Source organism: Ensifer adhaerens (assembly GCF_013283195.1).
Classification (GTDB): Bacteria; Pseudomonadota; Alphaproteobacteria; order Rhizobiales; family Rhizobiaceae; genus Ensifer; species Ensifer adhaerens_G.
The window spans coordinates 1087687-1106422 of record NZ_JABEKT010000001.1; the positions used below are offsets into that span (position 1 = coordinate 1087687).

The window sequence follows — 18736 nt, forward strand, 5'->3', positions numbered from 1 at the left end:
AACCGCTGTTGTGACCGCATCCTACGCCAATGATTTCGAGCGCTGTCGCCTGATGTGCGAGAGCATGGATCGCCGGCTGCAAGGGGACTGGGTGCATTATCTGCTGGTCGCCGATTTCGACGTGACGCTTTTCCGGCAACTCGAAGGATCTCGGCGGCAGGTCGTGAGCGAGCGCGACCTCTTGCCCTGGTGGTTGCGTCCCGTCACCGATCCCCTGTCGGGCGGGCGCCGGAAAATCTGGCTCAGCCCCTTTGGCCTGCCGTTGCGCGGCTGGCACGTGCAACAGCTTCGCCGTCTGGCGCTCGCGCGTCATATCGATGAACCGGCGATGTTTGCGGTGGATTCCGATGTGGTTTTCCTGAGGGATTTCGACCCCGCCACGCTCTGGCAGGATGGCCGCCTGACGCTTTACCGCAAGGATGCCGCGATTGACGCGAACATGCGATCGAACCATCTGGCGTGGCTTGCCCACTCCGACCGGCTTCTTGGCATCGGCCCCTATGCGCTGCCGGCCAACGATTATATCAACACCTTGATCGCCTGGCGCAGCGACACATGCCGTAAGCTGGTCGAGCACATCGAGGCGCTGCACGGACGCAACTGGGTGCGCGCGATCACCAAGACCCGCGCCTTTTCCGAATGCACGATCTATGGCCGCTTCGTCGACGAGGTGCTCGGCGGGGAAGGGCACATGCCGTCGCCCGATGCGCTGTGTCACGTGCTGTGGTTCGACGACAGCTATCGGCAGGGCATCGCAGGTCTGAGGGATTTCTTGAAGGATATGGCGCCGCACCAGATCGGCATCGGCGTGCAGTCGTTCGTGGGCCACGACCTGGACGATATCCGCAAGGCGGTCGTCGAACTCGCCGCCTGAGCTTCGCGTCCGTCAGATGACCCGGTTGGCCGGCTTGGTGAGCGCCGTGTAGGTCAGGCCGAAGGATAGAACATACAACACAAGGAAGATCAAGTTGAGCGACGGCGCCCACCCAGCGACATCCGTCGTCGCCATCAGCAACAGCGATAACAATCCGGCTTTCACCACGCCCGCGACGAGCAGATTGGCCATGCGGCGGACCGTGCGCCCGGTCGCGTAAAGCAATTCCGAATGATACTCGATCAGATTGCGGAAAGAGGGCACCAGCAGGATCATCGCCACGATCGGTGCGGCGGCCGAAACATTGTGCCCAAGGCCGTTCGGGAAAACGTGGAGATAGATCGCCATCGCGGCAATGGCTGCGAACGAGGCTACCGCCACGGCAAGCTCGATCGACAGGCGTACCGGCCATCGGGCGATTGCGTCGGGCGTGCGCATGATCCGCTGGACGAGCAGTGTGTTGAACGAGCGCACGGGTAGGGCCGTCAGATCGGCGAGCCGCATCAGGATGGCATAGATGCCGGATACGGCCGGGCCGCCGATTGCCAGCACGACGATCTTGTCGAATTCCGACTGGACATAGAACAGAATCTCGGCGCCGGCGACCGAAACCGAATCGGCCCAGCGTCGCACATAAAGCCGGGGCTGCCAGCGAAGGCGCACCCTTGGATAAAAGACGACCAGCGCGACGACGAGGCTGATGGCATTGGCAGCAAGATAAAACTGCGACCAGGCCGCGAGCGTCTTGGCCTGCAACAGCGCAAACAGAACGGCCGCTGCCGTACGGATGGCCGTGGCGATGACGACAAGCAGGGCACCGCGGCCGAACCGGCCAAGGCCGTTGAGAACGATGACCGCAGTTTCAAGACCGCGCCAACAGACGATCTCGGCGATCATGAAGGCCGCAAAGGTGCCGGCCGACATGTCGCGTGAAAAAAGCGCCAGGAAGGTGCCGGCGCAGATGAGTGCGATCAATGGCAGGGAAAGCAGCGCGCCCACAAGAAATCCGGCACTGTAGGTGCCAACCAGCAGCGGCTTGACCGTCGCCACACGGTAGAGTGGCGACATGAAGCCGAAGGCCAGCGCCCTGGAGATCATGATGCCGGCGGCCGACGCCGTGGCAAAGAGGCCGAAGTCGGAGATCGCAAGGGTATTGGCGATCGCGATAAAGTAGGCAAGCGACAGGACGAGGCGGCCCGCCGAGCCCCCCGTCATCGAGAGGTAGGCGTGGATAAGCGCCTGATGGCGAAGGTAAAGCGCTTTGATGCGAGGCAACAAGGTCCAGCTTCCATTAGTCCTTCTCCTCATATGCGGGAATGTTTAATAAGGCGTGAGATTGGCCGGTTGCATGACCGCTTCTTTCGCCAAAATTAACCATTTGTTTTCCCTGTTTCCTTAGGTTGAGTTCACTATTCGGAATTCGCCATATCGGCAGCCGCGGGATAAGTCATGTTCAACGTCGACGACGACAAACGCCCGGTTCCGCGTGCATCGTTGCTCGATATCTCAGCAGGGAGCTCGCGAACCTCGAAGCCGGCGACAGGATCGGACGCCGCGCTGCGTGCATCCTCAAGCGCGTCGTTGCTCAATCGCTTCGTCGAAGTCGATGAAGCTGCCGCGCAATCGCACACCGCCATCCGTCCGACATCCCAGGCTCGCGAATCCCAGCCAAAGGCAGCCCAACCGCAACCGCAGGCAGCCCAACCCAAGACAAGGTCGGCACCCAAGGCCGCCGCTACCCGCGCGCGACCCAAGCGCGCGCTCGGCGATGCCGGGGGCAGGATGGCGCGGTGGTTGGCGGGCAACGATGCGTCCGGCACCGGCGGTGGAGACACGCCGCCTCCCGGCGACCGTCCCCTGGTCGATATCAAGGCCGTGCTTCGCTCCGTCTGGCAGCTTCGTTTCGTCATCGCCGCCACGACGGTTCTCGGCGCCGTCGCCGGCGTGGCGATCGCGCTGTCGACACCCAGCATCTACCTCTCGGAGAGCCGGCTCTATATCGACCCGCGCGAGGTGCGGCTGACGGATTCCGATCTCTCCAAACAATCGCTGGCAACGGAAGGCATTCTTGCGCTTGTCGACAGCCAGCTCGAAGTGCTGCGCTCGCGCACCGTTATGGAGAAGGTCGCACGCGATCTGGACCTGCAGAACGATAGCGAGTTTTCCGGAACCGGCGCAGCGGACGGCGAGGTGCCACCACGCACCCTGCAGAAGCTGAGCGACGCCATCCGCGTCTGGCGCGATCCCAAGACCTTCATCGCCATCGTCGAGGCGCAAAGCAGAAGCCCGGAGAGATCGGCGCAAATCGTGAACCACTTGGTCGAAACCTTCCTCGGCGAGGAGACGGCTGCGCAATCGGGCTTCTTCCAGAAGACGACCGCGGCTCTCGACCAGCGCATCGCCGGCCTCAAGTCCGAGCTCGACACTGCGGAAAAGGCGATCGAGGAGTATAAGGCGAGCAACGATATCGTTGGCGCAGGCGGCGAGCTGATTGCAGACAAGCAATTGCTCAGTCTCAGCGACCAGGTCGCGGCTGCCCGCAACCGCATTGCGGAAGCAAAGGCGAAGGCCGAAGTCTCCGGAAGGGTCCGGATCGACGATGTGCTGACGGGCGCGTTTCCCGAAGAGGTCGGTTCGATTGCGCTTGCCGAACTGCGCAAGCAATATGCCGCAACCCGGGCGCAACTGAGCTCGCTCGATGCAAGCCTCGGCCCCCGTCACCCGCAGCGCATCGCCGTCGTGCAGTCGCTGGATTCCTCCCGTGCCGAGATTGCCAACGAGCTGCGGCGTATCGCTGCCGCTTCGCAGACCGATCTCGAGCGTGCGCAGCGGGCGGAACAGGACCTCGTGAGGCAGTTTGCGGCACAGAAGGCCCGCCAGATCAACTCGTCCGGCGAAATGGTCGAGTTGCGTGAGCTGGAGAGAAATGCGGCAGCGACCCGCGAGATCTACGAATCCTTCCTGAAGCGCGCCAGCGAAACGCGCGAAGAAGAAAAGCTGACGACCAAGAACATCCGTGTCGTTTCGCGGGCGGAACCTGCACTGTTGCCCAAGGGGCCGTCGCGAAAGATCATCGTCATCGGCGCAACTTTGGCCGGTTTCTTCGCCGGCTTCGGTCTCGGTATCCTGCTCGGAATCTATCGCAGCCTGAACGGCTTGTTTGTCAGGCCGAAGGGCGGGCCGACGGAAACCGTCGACCCGGAGCCGCCGGAGCCCGGCACGGACCCGGATCCCTTGCCCGGCACACACAGTCAGCGGGAGGAGCAATTGCGCGAGATGGACCTGCCGCCGCCGTTCTCGCCGGCGGCGCACCACGCCCAGTCGCTGACCGCCGCCTATCTCGCTTCCCGCGAACTGGTGAAGCAGGAGCCCTCCGGCAAGCGCTCGCCTCGCGGTTTCGAACCTGACGAGGATGTCGGTATCGCCCAAGTTCAGGACGATCTTCGTGCGCTCAGGTCCCGCGTCGAGAGCTATTCCCGCCAGAAAGTCGCGCGTCGCTGAACCTCAGGATTTGCGGGTGTCATCAATGCGGCCCTTCAGTGATGAGAGGAAATGACGCTGCCTGCACTGTAAACGTGCGTCTGGCGATGCCTGCCCCTTGCATTTATGCGTTTGGGACAGCATAGGGCGCTTTGAGGCAATCGCCTTTCCCGAGGCGAATTAGAGTGTGCCACGAACAGGAAGCCAGGAGGAATGCCGTGACGACTGTGATTGATGGCAAGCAGGTCGCCGCTTCGGTTATCGAGGCCGTAAAATCCGCGACGCAAGCGCTTGAAGCGGATGCGGGCGTGCGTCCCGGTCTCGCGGTGGTGATCGTCGGCAACGATCCGGCCAGCCATGCCTACGTCTCCTCCAAGAGCAAAATGGCCAAGGAATGCGGCTTCCAGTCAGTCCAGCACACCCTGCCTGAGGACACGAGCCAGGACGATCTGGCGGCCCTCGTTGCCAAGCTCAACGCGGACGCCAGTATTCACGGCATTCTCGTCCAGCTGCCGCTGCCCAAGCATCTCAATTCCGAGCCGATCATCCAGTCGATCCTGCCGGAAAAGGACGTGGACGGTCTGCATGTGGTCAACGCCGGCAAGCTGGCGACCGGCGATCTCGAAGGCGGTCTGGTTTCCTGTACGCCCGCCGGCGCGATGGTGTTCGTGCGCCAGACCCACAGTGAGGACCTTTCGGGCCTGAACGCAGTTGTCATCGGCCGCTCGAACCTTTTCGGCAAGCCGATGGCGGCTTTGCTGCTTGCCGCCAACGCGACGGTGACGACGGCGCATTCGCGCACGAAGGATCTGCCGGCGGTCTGCCGCAATGCCGATATTCTGGTCGCGGCTGTCGGTCGACCTGAAATGGTCAAGGCGGATTGGGTGAAGCCTGGCGCAACCGTGATCGATGTCGGCATTAACCGCGTGTCCGCACCGGAAAAAGGCGAGGGCAAATCCAAGCTCGTCGGCGACGTCGCTTTCGGTGAAGTGGAAAAGGTCGCAGGCGTGATCACGCCGGTGCCGGGTGGCGTCGGCCCAATGACCATTGCCATGCTGATGGCAAACACCGTGATTGCCGCCTATCGCAAGGCGGGACGCAAGCCACCACGCTTCTGATCAGCGCCAGCTGGTATCTGTCGTTACCCGGCGCGCCGCCTCCGCGGCGCGTTTTTTACTTCTGCGGGGCCGGGCCAGTCGAGGCTCGGACGATCAATTCGGCGCGCCAGAGTTCCTGGTCGGGAAAAGCGCCGCTCTTGAGGATGCCTGCAATCAACCGAGTGGCGATGCGCCCGCCGGCTGCCCGCAGCGATGAGCGCGTCGTCGTCAGCGGCACGCTGAAGTTTTCCGGCTTCAGCATCGGCAACACATCATCATGCGCGATCAGCGAGATGTCGCGACCGATCGCCATTCCCGCCTGATTGACGGCCCTGACGGCGCCGAGCGCCAGCACCGTGCTCGAACACAGAACGGCAGTTGGCGCGTCGGGCTGCTGCAGGAAGCGCTGCATGCTGCGGTAGCCGTGTTCGTCAGTCATCAGCGAGTGATGGACGAGCGCCTCGTCGATGTTGAGGCCGTGTTCGGCCAGCGCCTTCGCCATGCCTTTCCGGCGGCGAATGGAAAAGCTGAGATAATCCGGACCGTTGATCAGTGCGATCCGCTGGTGGCCGAGCTGGATCAGCAGGCGCGTCGCATCGTAAAAAGCACCGGTGTTGTCGATGTCGAGGAAAGGATAATCCCGTGTCTCGCCGATCGAGCGCCCATGCACGACAAAGGGCATGGACAGCGATTTGAGCATCGCGATGCGCGGATCGTTCGCGCGCATATAGGCAAGAAACAGCGCATCGACATTGCCGCTGGCGGCAAGCCGCTGGAAGGTCGCCTCTTCATCCTCCGGCGCACTGGGATTGAGGACGAAATGGAAGTCGTGTTTGACCGCTTCCTCGCCAAGCCCCGCCAGGAATTCCCCGAAATGCACGTCGGAATCGATGCCGGCGGCGATCGGCATCACCATGCCGATTGAATAGGCCCTGCCGGTGGCAAGCCGCTGCGCCGCCCGGTTCGGCCGATAGCCGGTTTCGCGCACGGCCTGCAGCACGCGCTGGCGGGTTTCCGCATTGACTTCCGGAAAGCCGTTCAACGCCCGGCTCACTGTCGTCTGTGACAGGCCGAGAAGTTCCGCGAGCTGCTTGAGATTGACCGCCATGGTCAATTTTCCTCCCAAAGCGCTTTGGATATCCCTTTGATTTTTGTGGTTTCATCCAGCGCCCTCAATTTCTGTAGCACTCGTTTTTCATCATACAAAGCAGAATTAGCCGGCTTCGCGCTGCAAAAAGTTGCCGCAAAGCAAAATAATGTCGGGTGAGAGACGGTGAATCGAAAGCGCTTGACTCCTGGAGTGTCGCAATGGTTTGTTAGGAAACTCAAAGCGCTTTGAATTTTGCGCATTGATGATCTGCCCGGCGGGGTCCGGGTTCATCTTGGGAGGAGAACAACGTGAAGAGATCATTTCTGTTGAGCGTGGCCGCGCTGGCGCTGTTTGCGGGCGCTGCCGGCGCTGCGGATCTGAAGTTCAAGCCTGGCGAAGACAGCAAATTCAACTGGGCGAGCTTCGAGGAATTCAAGAAGGGTCATGACCTCAAGGGGCAGACGCTGACGATCTTCGGCCCCTGGCGCGGCGAGGACGAGGCGCTCTTCAAGAGCGTCTATGCCTATTTCGTCGAGGCGACCGGCGTCGAGATCAAGTATTCGTCCTCTGAAAACTACGAACAGCAGATCGTCATCGACACCCAGGCCGGCAGCCCGTCCGATATTTCCATCCTGCCGCAGCCGGGCCTCATCGGCGATCTTGCGTCCAAGGGTTACCTGACGCCGCTCGGCGATGACACCCAGAAGTGGCTGCTCGACAATTATGCCGCCGGCCAGTCCTGGGTCGACCTTTCGACCTACAAGGGCAAGGACGGCAACGCCGCCCTTTATGCCTTCCCCTACAAGATCGACGTGAAGTCGCTGGTCTGGTACTCGCCGGAGAACTTCGAGGACGCCGGCTACGAAGTGCCCAAGACCATGGAAGAGCTGAAGGCGCTGACCGAGAAGATCGCCGCTGACGGCCAGAAGCCCTGGTGCATCGGCCTCGGCTCGGGCGGCGCGACCGGCTGGCCCGCCACCGACTGGGTCGAAGACATGATGCTGCGCACGCAGCCCGCCGATGTCTACGACAAGTGGGTCAAGAACGAGATCCCGTTCAACGATCCGGCCGTCGTTGGTGCGATCGACGAGTTTGGCTGGTTCGCCAAGAACGACAAGTTCGTCGATGGTGGCGCGGCTGCCGTCGCGTCGACCGACTTCCGCGACAGCCCGAAGGGCCTCTTCGCATCGCCGCCGAAGTGCTACCTGCATCACCAGGCATCGTTCATTCCGTCGTTCTTCCCTGAGGGCACGGTGATCGGCGAGGATGCCGACTTCTTCTACATGCCGCCTTACGAAAGCAAGAAGGACCTCGGCAATCCAGTTCTGGGCGCCGGCACGCTGGCGATGATCACCAAGGACACGCCGGCATCACGCGCCTTCATCGAGTTCCTGAAGACGCCGATCGCGCATGAAGTCTGGATGGCGCAGACGAGCTTCCTGACGCCTTACAAGAGCGTCAACGTCGACACCTACGGCAATCCGCCGCTGAAGAAGCAGGGCGAAATCCTGCTGAACGCGACGACGTTCCGCTTCGACGGCTCGGACCTGATGCCCGGCAAGATCGGCGCAGGCGCATTCTGGACCGGCATGGTCGACTTCGTCGGCGGCAAGTCGGCGACCGACGTTGCCGACAGCGTTCAGAAGGCCTGGGACGCCATCAAGTAAAAACCGGACGGCGGGCGGTGATTGCGCCGCCCGCCCAGTCCTCTGGGTCCGTTGAACGTTCAGTGCGACGGGACCCCAACGAGAACGGCGACAATCGCCATGCCCTGCGCGAAATGTGCACTTGGGGGAGGGACATGTCATGCAACAGCTCGTCTTTGCGGTAGGCACCATGGTGGCCGGGGTGCTCGGCTGTGCTGCCTATTTCTGGGGAACCAGCTACATTCTCGATTTGATCTTCCCGTCGAAAGGGCGATCCGGTGTCGAGGCGTCGCGCAACCTGCGCATTACCAACGCCATCCGGCCATGGCTGTTTCTCGCCCCGGCGCTGTTTGCGCTGACGATCTACCTCATCTACCCCGTGATCATGTCGGTCTGGTTCAGCGTGCATGATCGCGCCGGCCAGAACTTCGTCGGTGCCAGCAACTACGTCTGGATGCTGAACGACGGCGAGTTTCGCCAGTCGATCTTCAACAATTTCCTCTGGCTCCTGGTGGTGCCAGCGCTCGCCACCTTCTTCGGGCTTGTCATCGCCGCTTTGACCGACCGGATCTGGTGGGGCAACATCGCCAAGACCCTGATCTTCATGCCGATGGCGATCTCCTTCGTCGGCGCTGCCGTCATCTGGAAGTTCATCTACGATTATCGCGCCGAGGGCACCGAACAGATCGGTCTCTTGAACGCGATCGTCGTCGCTTTCGGCGGCGATCCGCAGGCCTGGATCACGCTACCGTTCTGGAACAACTTCTTCCTGATGGCGATCCTGGTCTGGATCCAGACCGGCTTTGCCATGGTGATCCTCTCGGCGGCGCTGCGCGGCATCCCGGAGGAAACGGTGGAGGCCGCCGTGATCGATGGCGCCAACGGATGGCAGATCTTCTTCAAGATCATGGTGCCGCAGATCTGGGGCACGATCGCCGTGGTCTGGACGACGATCACCATCCTCGTCCTCAAGGTGTTCGATATCGTGCTGGCGATGACCAACGGACAGTGGCAGAGCCAGGTGCTCGCCAATCTCATGTTCGACTGGATGTTCCGCGGCGGTGGCGACTTCGGTCGCGGCGCGGCGATCGCCGTCGTTATCATGGTGCTGGTCATCCCGATCATGGTTTGGAACATTCGCAACGCGGCCAAAGAAATGAAGGGGCACTGAGATGAACCCGGCGACCCGCTCCCCTCTCACCTGGGCCGTACACCTCTCGGTCCTTCTTCTGGTCGCGCTCTGGACCCTGCCGACCGCGGGCCTGTTGATCTCGTCGCTGCGCGACAAGGATCAGCTCGCAGTCTCCGGCTGGTGGACGGCCCTGTCGACCTCGACCCAGAACATCGTCGCCCGTGCACCGGGGGCCGATACCCAGGTCGAACGCGACGGCAAGTTCGTGATCTCAGGCGATGTACTCGAAGGCACCGCCGCCGGCGAAGTCTCCGCCTTCGGCTTTTCGAGCCAAAAGCCGACGGCGTTCAAGGCCGGCGAAACGGCCGAGCTGAATGACGGCGAGAAGCTGACGGTACAGGCCGATGGCAGCTTCGAGATCGTCTCCGACACCAAGATGGAAGGTTCGCGCGGCCAGCGTATCTTCTTCACTGCCGCCATTCCCCCTCGCTTCACTTTCGACAACTACGTCGAGGTCCTGAGTGCCGAAGGCATCGGCGCCTCCTTCATCAACTCGCTGACGGTCGCCATTCCCTCGACGATCATCCCGATCCTGATTGCAGCCTTTGCCGCTTATGCCCTCGCCTGGATGCCGTTTCCGGGGCGCGCGATCCTGATCGCCGTCGTCGTCGGCCTGCTCGTCGTGCCGCTGCAGATGTCGCTCATCCCGCTTCTGAAGCTCTATAACGGCGTCGGCGCCTTCTTCGGCGTGCCGGCCAAGACCTATGTCGGCATCTGGCTTGCCCATACCGGCTTCGGCCTGCCGCTGGCGATCTATCTCTTGCGCAACTACATGGCCGGCCTGCCGCGCGAGATCATGGAATCCGCGCGTGTCGACGGCGCCAGCGACTTCGACATCTTCGTCAAGATCATCCTGCCGCTGTCGTTTCCGGCGCTGGCGTCGTTCGCGATCTTCCAGTTCCTGTGGACCTGGAACGACCTGCTGGTCGCCATCGTCTTCCTCGGCGCAGGCCAGGATGAACTCGTGCTGACCGGCCGGCTGGTCAATCTTCTCGGCTCTCGCGGCGGCAACTGGGAGATCCTGACCGCCTCCGCCTTCATCACCATCATCGTCCCCCTGATCGTCTTCTTCAGCCTGCAGCGCTATCTCGTGCGCGGCCTGCTGGCGGGATCGGTCAAGGGCGGCTGATCTCACAGGGACTTCTGAACGCAATGAGCATGACTGAAATGAGCGAATCCATATTGCAGGTCGATAAGGACTGGTGGCGCGGCGCGGTGATCTATCAGATCTATCCGCGCTCCTACCAGGATTCCAACGGCGACGGCATCGGCGACTTGAAGGGCATCACCGCCCGCCTGCCGCATGTCGCCTCGCTCGGCGCCGATGCCATCTGGATCTCGCCCTTCTTCACCTCACCGATGAAGGATTTCGGCTACGACGTTTCGAATTACACCGACGTCGACGGCATCTTCGGCAATCTCGCCGATTTCGATGCGCTGATCGCCGAGGCGCACAGGCTCGGCATTCGGGTGATGATCGACCTCGTCCTGTCCCACACTTCGGACCAGCACCCCTGGTTCGTCGAAAGCCGCTCAAGCCGGACCAACGCCAAGGCGGACTGGTATGTCTGGGCGGATTCCAAGCCCGATGGAACGCCGCCCAACAACTGGCTGTCGATCTTCGGCGGCTCGGCCTGGGCCTGGGATCCGACGCGGCTACAATACTACCTGCACAACTTCCTGACTTCGCAGCCGGACCTCAACCTGCACAATCCGGATGTGCAGGAGTCGCTTCTGGGCGTCGAGCGTTTCTGGCTGGAGCGCGGCGTCGATGGCTTCCGTCTCGACACCATCAATTTCTACTTCCACGACAAGCAGCTGCGGGATAACCCGGCGCTGGCGCCCGAGCGCCGCAACGCCTCCACCGCGCCCGCGGTCAATCCGTACAACTATCAGGAACATCTCTACGACAAGAACCAGCCGGAGAACCTGGCGTTCCTGAAGCGTTTCCGTTCCGTCATGGACGAATTTCCGGCAATCGCCGCCGTTGGCGAAGTCGGCGACAGCCAGCGCGGCCTCGAGATCGCCGGCGAATACACCTCCGGCGGCGACAAGATGCACATGTGCTACGCCTTCGAGTTCCTCGCGCCAGAAGCGCCGACGCCGGAACGTGTCGCCGAAGTCCTGCGTGATTTTCACAAGGCGGCCCCCGAGGGCTGGGCCTGCTGGGCCTTTTCCAATCACGACGTCGTTCGCCATGTCAGCCGATGGGGCGATGGCGTGACCGATCAAGACGCCTACGCCAAGCTGCTCGCCAGTCTGCTGATGTCGCTGCGCGGTTCCGTATGTCTCTATCAGGGCGAAGAGCTGGCGCTCACTGAAGCCGAGCTTGCCTATGAAGACCTGAAGGATCCCTACGGCATTCAGTTCTGGCCCGACTTCAAGGGGCGCGACGGCTGCCGCACGCCGATGGTCTGGGACAGCGCTGCGGTCAACGGCGGCTTCGGCGATGCCAAGCCATGGTTGCCGGTGCCGGCCGAGCATCTGAAGCGGGCAGTCTCCACGCAGAAGGGCAACGAGGCCTCCGTCATGGAGCATTATCGCCGCTTCCTGCAGTTCCGCAAAGCGCATCCGGCCTTTGCCAAGGGCGAGATCGAGTTTCGCGGCACCGATGGGCCGGTTCTGGCCTTCGTGCGCAGCCACGGCAACGAGAAGCTTTTCTGCGCCTTCAACATGAGCGGCGCGGCCGCGACGGCCGATCTGCCTGGGGAGCCAGTGGAAGCGCTTGAAGGTCATGGCTTTACAGCCGAGATCAGGGACAACAAGGTCAATCTTCCGGCCTGGAGCGCATTCTTCGCGCGCCTGGTTTGAGACAGACATAAGAGACGAAGGGGAGGGTGCGATGACAGGTCTGACGCTTAAAGATATCCGCAAGTCCTATGGTGCGGTCGATGTCATTCACGGCATCAATCTCGAGATCAAGCAGGGCGAGTTCGTCGTGTTTGTCGGTCCGTCCGGCTGCGGCAAGTCGACCTTGCTGCGCATGATCGCCGGCCTGGAGGAAATCACCGGCGGCGACATGTTCATCGATGGCGAGCGTGTCAACGACGTGCCTCCATCGAAGCGCGGCATCGCCATGGTGTTCCAGTCCTATGCCCTCTATCCGCATATGACCGTCTACGACAACATGGCCTTCGGCATGCGGATCGCCAAGGAAAGCAAGGAAGAGATCGACCGGCGCGTGCGCGCGGCGGCCGATATCCTGCAGCTGACCAAATATCTCGACCGCCTGCCGAAGGCGCTCTCGGGCGGCCAGCGCCAGCGCGTGGCGATCGGCCGGGCGATTTGCCGTGACCCCAAGGTCTTCCTGTTCGACGAGCCGCTGTCGAACCTCGACGCAGCCCTTCGCGTTGCCACCCGCATCGAAATCGCCAGGCTCAACGAGCAGATGGCCGACACGACGATGATCTATGTCACCCACGACCAGGTCGAGGCGATGACGCTTGCCGATCGCATCGTCGTGCTGTCGGCCGGTCATATCGAGCAGGTCGGCCCGCCGCTCGAGCTTTACGAGCGCCCGGCGAACCTGTTCGTCGCCCGCTTCATCGGCTCCCCGGCGATGAACGTCATTCCCGCCGCGATCACCGCCACCGGCCCGCAGACGACGGTGAAGCTTGCCGGCGGCAAGTCGGTGACGCTCGATATCCCCACCAACGCCTCCGAGAACGGCAAGACGGCGAGCTTCGGGGTACGTCCGGAAGATCTGCAAACGGCGAGCGGCGAAGACTTCCTCTTCGAAGGCACGGTGGCGATCGTCGAGGCGCTCGGTGAAGTGACGCTGCTCTACATCGAAGGGTTGGTTGAGAAAGAGCCGATCATCGCCAAGATCCCCGGCATTCTGCCTGTGCATCGCGGCGAGAAAGTCCGGTTCACCGCCGACAAGACCAAGCTGCATCTGTTCGACGCCGCCGGCAAGAGCTACCGCGCCTGAGAAAAAGCATCGCTGTTTTTCCCCATCAACCCGTCCGATTTTCGGACGGGTTTTTCTGTGTCCGTGCCCTCAATCTACCCTCTGTTAAATTTCTTCCTCTAGCCTGATGGGCAGGGGATATTAAGAGGCCTGTTGAATGACGACCGCGGCACCGATGATGCAGCAGCACTTCCTGAACAAGGAAGAATCTTTCATGTACGATCGCGAAACCACGTTCCCGATGGAGGACACGCGGAACGAGGCGCGCATCGAATATACGGAAAAAGGCATGACGCAGCTGAGCTCGCGCCGCTGCGAAATCATCAAGCTGTCGAAAAGCGGCGCCGTCCTCGGTATCCTGACGAAGTACCAGCTGCCGCAGAATTTCTACCTCGACATTCCAAGCGCCCGCATCCAGATGGTAGGTTGCCTGCTGAAGCGCGTGCACGCCAACAATGTCGTCGAAGCGCGTTTCCTGCGGCTATTGACCGACCGCGATCTCAATCGCATCTTCGTCTACAGCACGCATCCGAACCACCGGAACCGCACGCTCGACATCTATCGCTGAACGACGGAAATCCGTATGAAACGCCGGCCCAAACCAAGCGGGCTGGCGGTTGATGCATCGTTGCGGGACGGGCAGTCATCACCTGGTGGCGGCCGCATGCACTTGACTTCGTGCTTCAGTTTGGAATTGTTTTCGTCTTCACCGGAAGCGAGGCAATCCATCGATGGCGCCACCCTACCGTCTTTCCTGCCATTGTGGCGACATCGCCATTGAAGTCGATGTGGAGCTTTCAGGGCTGATCGAGTGCAATTGCTCGACCTGCCGGCGCACCGGTTTCCTTCACTGGAAGGTCGATGCCAGCAAGATCCGGCTGATCACGGAGAAACGGCGCCTCTCTACCTATGTCTGGCGCGGTGTGACCGAGGGGCATCATTTCTGCCCCACCTGCAGCGTCGCCATCATGCGCAGCGGCTATCCGAACGATCGCGTCTCGCTCAATGCGCGCTGCATCGAGGATATCGACATCTTCACCCTCGAGGTCGAGCGTTATGACGGTCGAAACGATATGTATCCGGGACCACTGAAGTAACGCGCGCCTTCGCGCGCCGGCTCACTGCCGACGGCGATGCTCGGCAGTGAGGGCTCGGTGGAAGTGAACGCCTCGGCGATGCCACCGAGGCCTCGTTCAGTTGAAGAGCACGCTGGCGCCGTGATCGGCGGAGCCGGCAATGGCGCGGAACGGCGCGAACAGTTCGCGCCCCATCCCGAACTCGTTGTCCGAGAGATCGGCATGGGCCGGAATGCGCGTTTTCAGGGCGATATCCTCGACCAGCACCTCGATCGTGCCGGCAACGGCATCGATGCGCACGATGTCGCCTTCCTGGATGCGGGCGATCGGCCCGCCGTCCTTGGCTTCCGGCGTCACGTGAATGGCGGCGGGAACCTTGCCCGAGGCGCCCGACATGCGGCCGTCGGTGAGGATCGCCACGCGCTGGCCGCGATCCTGCAGGATGCCGAGCACGGTCGTCAGCTTGTGCAGCTCCGGCATGCCGTTTGCCTTCGGGCCCTGGAAGCGCACGACGGCGACGAAATCGCCTTCGAGCTTGCCTGCCTTGAAGGCGGCGTTCAGCTCGCCCTGGTCATGGAAGATCTTCGCCGGTGCCTCGATGACGTGGCGATCGGGCTTGACGGCTGAGATCTTGATCACCGCCTTGCCAATATTGCCGGTCAGCATCTTGAGGCCGCCCGAATGCTGGAACGGATGGTCGATGGTGGATAGCACCTTCGGGTCACCGCTCTCAGTCGGCGTCGGCACGCGCTCCACGCCGCCATCCGCCCCGAGGCGGACGTCGATCTTGTAGGCGTCGAGACCTTGGCCAACGACGGTGCGCACATCGTCGTGCAGCAGACCGCCACGAAGCAACTGGCTGATCAGGAAGCCCATGCCGCCGGCCGCGTGGAAGTGGTTCACGTCGGCAAGGCCGTTCGGGTAGACGCGCGCAAGCAGCGGCACGATGTCCGAAAGCTCGGAAATGTCCTGCCAGGTCAAGAGGATGCCGGCGGCACGCGCCATGGCGACAAGGTGCATGGTGTGGTTGGTGGAGCCACCCGTCGCATGCAGGCCGACGACGCCGTTGACGATCGAACGCTCGTCGATCATTTCGCCGGCCGGCGTAAACTCGTTGCCCATGGCCGTGATCGCCAGCGCCCGCTTCGTTGCTTCCTTCGTCAGCGCGTCGCGCAGCGGCGTGCCGGGATTGATGAACGAGGCGCCGGGCAGGTGGAAGCCCATGATCTCCATCAGCATCTGGTTGGAATTGGCGGTGCCGTAGAAGGTGCAGGTGCCTGGGCCGTGATAGGATTTGGATTCCGCTTCGAGCAACTCGTCGCGGCCGACCTTGCCTTCGGCAAAGAGTTGGCGCACGCGCGCCTTCTCGTCGTTCGGCAGGCCCGTCGTCATCGGTCCGGCCGGCACGAAGACGGCTGGCAGATGGCCGAAGGTCAGCGCTGCGATCACGAGGCCCGGCACGATCTTGTCGCAGACGCCGAGATAGACGGTGGAATCGAACATGTTGTGCGACAGGCCGACACCGGCAGACATGGCGATCAGGTCGCGCGAAAACAGCGACAGTTCCATGCCGGGCTGGCCCTGGGTCACGCCGTCGCACATAGCGGGCACGCCGCCGGCAACCTGGGCGACGCCGCCTGCCTCACGCGCCGCGTCGCGGATCATCGCCGGATAGGTCTCGAACGGCTGATGCGCCGAAAGCATGTCGTTGTAGGAGGTGATGATGCCGAGGTTGGCGACGCGGTCGCCCGCGAGCGCCACCTTCTCGGCGGGGGAACAGACGGCAAACCCGTGTGCAAGGTTGCCGCAGCCGAGAACGCTGCGATGCGGTCCGCTTGAGGCTGCACGGCGCACGCGATCGAGATAGGGTTCTCGGTGCGGCTTCGAACGCTCGACGATGCGGGCGGTGATCGCGGCAATGCGGGAATCGGCGGACATGGCAAATCCTGTTCCGGAGCGCTCACGCTCCTCATCTTCATCCAGTCATCGATCCGGAGCGTTGCTTGCCTGGGAGAACGTGCAGGCCACGCCCCGGTATGAGCTCTTTCAACACTTTCGCGTTCCGGTGGAGCGCCCACCGGTTGAAAGTGTCCTGAACCGGCCGGTGATCCGGCCGTTATGGCGCCCAGTATATCTGCAGCGGCGAGGCTGCACGGCGCAGCATGGTACGGATCGGCATCTCGGCTTCGTCGCCTTGACCTTCCGCCTTGGCAAGCACCACCTTTTTGCCCTCACCTTCGATGTGCAGGACCAGGAGCCGCGCATCGTGAAGGCTGGAAAAGGTAAAGGTCAGGCGCGGTTCGCCGGCCCCTTCCGCTTCCATGGTGATGACGCCACGCGGCGTCGCCGCGTCGATCGCCCTTGAAAGCTGTGTGCCTCCCGGGAAGAACGACGCCGTATGGCCATCCGTTCCCATGCCGAGCACGACGACGTCGAAGGGCACGCCGATCTTGGCCGTTTCGTTGCTTGCGAGCACGGCCGCATCTTCTGCCGAAGCGGCAGCATGGTAAAGCGGCAGGAAATGTGCTTTCGCCGCAGGCCCGTGAAGCAGGTTTGCCGTGACCAGCGCGTGGTTGGAACGATCGCTTTCCGGCGGAACGAAGCGTTCGTCCACCAGCGTGACCGTCACCTTGTCCCAGGCAATGTCCTTCTGGGCGAGCGCCTGGAAGAAGGCCTTGGGCGTGGATCCGCCGGAAACGGCAATGCTTGCCGTTCCGCGCGCGGCAATACCGGCGGCAAGGGCTGCGCTGACGGCGTCGGCCAGGCCTTCGGCCAGCGCGGCGCCAGTGTCGAATGTGTGAAGCGTCGTGCTCATTTCCAACCTATATCGCATCGTGCCAGGTGCGGCCGTCGCGCTCGATCAGCGCGATCGACTGGCTCGGACCCCAGGTGCCGGCGGTATAGCCCTGCACCTGCTGTCCGGTTTCTTCCCAGGCTTTGAGGATCGGATCGACCCATTTCCATGCCGCCTCGACCTCGTCACGGCGCACGAACAGCGTCTGGTTGTTGCGAACGACGTCGAACAGCAGCCGCTCATAGGCATCGGCATTGCGCACGTCGAAGGCCTCGGCAAAGCTCATGTCGAGCGAAACGTTGCGAAGGCGCATGCCGCCCGGACCTGGGTCCTTGATCATCAGCGACTGCTTGACGCCTTCGTTCGGCTGCAGGCGGATGACGAGCTGGTTGGCGGAAATCCGACCGGCACTGTTGTCGAAGATCGAGTGCGGGATCTGTTTGAAGGTAATGACGATTTCCGACATGCGACCGGCAAGGCGCTTGCCGGTGCGAATGTAGAACGGCACGCCGGCCCAACGCCAGTTGCTGACTTCGGCCTTGATCGCGACGAAGGTTTCGGTGTTCGAGACGCCGCCTTCGAGCTCTTCCAGATAGCCCTTGACCGGGCCGCCGGCAGATGCGCCCGCGCGATATTGGCCGCGTACCGTCACCTGCTCCACATTGGAAGCGTTGACCGGCTTCAGCGCGCGCAGAACTTTCAGCTTTTCGTCGCGCACGGCTTCCGCGTCCATCGAGGTCGGCGCTTCCATCGCAACAAAGCAGACGAGCTGCAGGATGTGGTTCTGCACCATGTCGCGAAGCGCGCCAGCCTTGTCGTAGTAGCCAGCGCGGTTTTCGAGGCCGACGGCTTCCGAAACGGTGATCTGCACGTGGTCGATATGGGCGGAGTTCCAAAGCGGCTCATAGAGCGCATTGGCAAAGCGCAGCGCCATCAGGTTCTGCACCGTCTCCTTGCCGAGATAGTGGTCGATGCGGAAGATCTGCTCTTCGCGGAAAACCTTGCCGATCGTGTCGTTGAGTTCGGTCGCCGACGCCAGGTCGCGCCCGATCGGCTTTTCGACGACGATGCGGGTGGTCTTGGTGATCAGCTTGTGATCGCGGATCTTTTCGGAGATGTCGCCGAAGATCGCCGGCCCGACGGCGAGGTAGAAGGCGCGAATGCGCTCCTTGCCCTCTTCCAGGATCTTCTTCAGCTGATCCCAGCCCTGGTCGGACTTGGCATCGACCGAGACGTAGAAGAGGCGGGCGGTGAACTTCGCCACTTCCTCTTCATTGTATTCGGCCGGCTTCAGGTGTTCCTTCAGCGCATCGGCGGCAAACTTGCGATATTCCTCATGCGTCAACGCGGCGCGCGAAGCGCCGATGACGCGGGTCGGCTCAGTGATCTGGCCTTCCATCTGGCGGTGATAGAGCGCTGGCAGCAGCTTGCGCTCGGCGAGATCGCCGGTGCCCCCGAACACGACATAGTCAAACGGTTCGACGGGAATGATCTGGCTGCTCATAGGATAATCTCGATCTTGTTCAGGTCAGGGACACATATAATCTAATCGATTTAAAGGCGCTAGGGTGCGACGC

At 62.2% G+C, this 18736-nt stretch carries 15 protein-coding genes; 10 read left to right on the plus strand and 5 right to left on the minus strand.

Annotated features, from left to right (window positions below; translation table 11 throughout):
• The first annotated feature begins 10 nt into the window (after positions 1-10).
• Entirely contained in the window at positions 11-874 is an 864-nt protein-coding gene (locus LPJGGPFB_RS05145) for a DUF6492 family protein (protein WP_345790966.1), read from the plus strand.
• Between the two features lie 12 nt (positions 875-886).
• On the opposite strand, the gene LPJGGPFB_RS05150 is transcribed toward LPJGGPFB_RS05145, so the two are convergent.
• On the minus strand, positions 887-2152 hold the full coding sequence (locus tag LPJGGPFB_RS05150) for a lipopolysaccharide biosynthesis protein (RefSeq protein WP_173419021.1): 1266 nt from the start codon (positions 2150-2152) through the stop codon (positions 887-889).
• Positions 2153-2323: 171 nt separating this feature from the next.
• Between LPJGGPFB_RS05150 and LPJGGPFB_RS05155 the strand changes: the two genes are divergently transcribed.
• Entirely contained in the window at positions 2324-4375 is a 2052-nt protein-coding gene (locus LPJGGPFB_RS05155) for a GumC family protein (protein ID WP_173419022.1), read from the plus strand.
• A 197-nt stretch (positions 4376-4572) separates the two neighbouring features.
• Entirely contained in the window at positions 4573-5472 is a 900-nt protein-coding gene (gene folD / locus LPJGGPFB_RS05160) for a bifunctional methylenetetrahydrofolate dehydrogenase/methenyltetrahydrofolate cyclohydrolase FolD (protein WP_173419023.1), read from the plus strand.
• Between the two features lie 55 nt (positions 5473-5527).
• Here folD and LPJGGPFB_RS05165 read toward each other — a convergent pair whose 3' ends face one another.
• A complete protein-coding gene (locus tag LPJGGPFB_RS05165; protein ID WP_173419024.1) occupies positions 5528-6559 on the minus strand; it encodes a substrate-binding domain-containing protein in 1032 nt (343 codons plus the stop codon).
• Positions 6560-6849: 290 nt separating this feature from the next.
• Here LPJGGPFB_RS05165 and LPJGGPFB_RS05170 point away from each other — a divergent pair, with 290 nt between their 5' ends.
• The 7 genes from LPJGGPFB_RS05170 to LPJGGPFB_RS05200 all read left to right on the plus strand — a co-directional run bounded on the left by LPJGGPFB_RS05170 (position 6850) and on the right by LPJGGPFB_RS05200 (position 14386).
• Positions 6850-8208, plus strand: coding sequence for an extracellular solute-binding protein (locus LPJGGPFB_RS05170; RefSeq protein ID WP_173419025.1), 1359 nt, complete (start codon positions 6850-6852; stop codon positions 8206-8208).
• A 139-nt stretch (positions 8209-8347) separates the two neighbouring features.
• Positions 8348-9358: a carbohydrate ABC transporter permease gene (locus tag LPJGGPFB_RS05175; protein ID WP_173419026.1), complete on the plus strand. Its 1011-nt coding sequence runs from the start codon at positions 8348-8350 to the stop codon at positions 9356-9358.
• Between the two features lies 1 nt (position 9359).
• A complete protein-coding gene (locus LPJGGPFB_RS05180; protein ID WP_173419027.1) occupies positions 9360-10508 on the plus strand; it encodes a carbohydrate ABC transporter permease in 1149 nt (382 codons plus the stop codon).
• A gap of 29 nt (positions 10509-10537) precedes the next feature.
• Positions 10538-12190 carry a beta-galactosidase BglA gene (gene bglA, locus LPJGGPFB_RS05185; RefSeq protein WP_427858202.1) on the plus strand — a complete coding sequence of 551 codons (1653 nt, stop codon included), beginning with the start codon at positions 10538-10540 and terminating at the stop codon, positions 12188-12190.
• Between the two features lie 31 nt (positions 12191-12221).
• Positions 12222-13310: an ABC transporter ATP-binding protein gene (locus tag LPJGGPFB_RS05190; RefSeq protein ID WP_173419029.1), complete on the plus strand. Its 1089-nt coding sequence runs from the start codon at positions 12222-12224 to the stop codon at positions 13308-13310.
• A gap of 136 nt (positions 13311-13446) precedes the next feature.
• Complete coding sequence (locus LPJGGPFB_RS05195) at positions 13447-13857, plus strand: hypothetical protein (protein WP_173419030.1); 411 nt, start codon at positions 13447-13449, stop codon at positions 13855-13857.
• A 163-nt stretch (positions 13858-14020) separates the two neighbouring features.
• Positions 14021-14386, plus strand: coding sequence for a GFA family protein (locus LPJGGPFB_RS05200; protein WP_173419031.1), 366 nt, complete (start codon positions 14021-14023; stop codon positions 14384-14386).
• A gap of 96 nt (positions 14387-14482) precedes the next feature.
• On the opposite strand, the gene edd is transcribed toward LPJGGPFB_RS05200, so the two are convergent.
• The 3 genes from edd to zwf all read right to left on the minus strand — a co-directional run bounded on the left by edd (position 14483) and on the right by zwf (position 18663).
• A complete protein-coding gene (gene edd / locus LPJGGPFB_RS05205) occupies positions 14483-16303 on the minus strand; it encodes a phosphogluconate dehydratase (RefSeq protein WP_173419032.1) in 1821 nt (606 codons plus the stop codon).
• A 178-nt stretch (positions 16304-16481) separates the two neighbouring features.
• Positions 16482-17180: a 6-phosphogluconolactonase gene (gene pgl / locus LPJGGPFB_RS05210; protein WP_173419033.1), complete on the minus strand. Its 699-nt coding sequence runs from the start codon at positions 17178-17180 to the stop codon at positions 16482-16484.
• A 7-nt stretch (positions 17181-17187) separates the two neighbouring features.
• Positions 17188-18663: a glucose-6-phosphate dehydrogenase gene (gene zwf / locus LPJGGPFB_RS05215; RefSeq protein WP_173419034.1), complete on the minus strand. Its 1476-nt coding sequence runs from the start codon at positions 18661-18663 to the stop codon at positions 17188-17190.
• Between the last annotated feature and the right edge of the window lie 73 nt (positions 18664-18736).

Coding starts and splice junctions, on each gene's coding strand:
- LPJGGPFB_RS05155 (WP_173419022.1), top strand. CDS start 2,324: ATGTTCAACGTCGACGACGACAAACGCCCGGTTCCGCGTGCATCGTTG.
- LPJGGPFB_RS05165 (WP_173419024.1), bottom strand. CDS start 6,559: ATGGCGGTCAATCTCAAGCAGCTCGCGGAACTTCTCGGCCTGTCACAG.
- LPJGGPFB_RS05175 (WP_173419026.1), top strand. CDS start 8,348: ATGCAACAGCTCGTCTTTGCGGTAGGCACCATGGTGGCCGGGGTGCTC.
- LPJGGPFB_RS05180 (WP_173419027.1), top strand. CDS start 9,360: ATGAACCCGGCGACCCGCTCCCCTCTCACCTGGGCCGTACACCTCTCG.
- bglA (WP_427858202.1), top strand. CDS start 10,538: ATGACTGAAATGAGCGAATCCATATTGCAGGTCGATAAGGACTGGTGG.
- LPJGGPFB_RS05190 (WP_173419029.1), top strand. CDS start 12,222: ATGACAGGTCTGACGCTTAAAGATATCCGCAAGTCCTATGGTGCGGTC.
- LPJGGPFB_RS05195 (WP_173419030.1), top strand. CDS start 13,447: ATGACGACCGCGGCACCGATGATGCAGCAGCACTTCCTGAACAAGGAA.
- LPJGGPFB_RS05200 (WP_173419031.1), top strand. CDS start 14,021: ATGGCGCCACCCTACCGTCTTTCCTGCCATTGTGGCGACATCGCCATT.
- edd (WP_173419032.1), bottom strand. CDS start 16,303: ATGTCCGCCGATTCCCGCATTGCCGCGATCACCGCCCGCATCGTCGAG.
- pgl (WP_173419033.1), bottom strand. CDS start 17,180: ATGAGCACGACGCTTCACACATTCGACACTGGCGCCGCGCTGGCCGAA.
- zwf (WP_173419034.1), bottom strand. CDS start 18,663: ATGAGCAGCCAGATCATTCCCGTCGAACCGTTTGACTATGTCGTGTTC.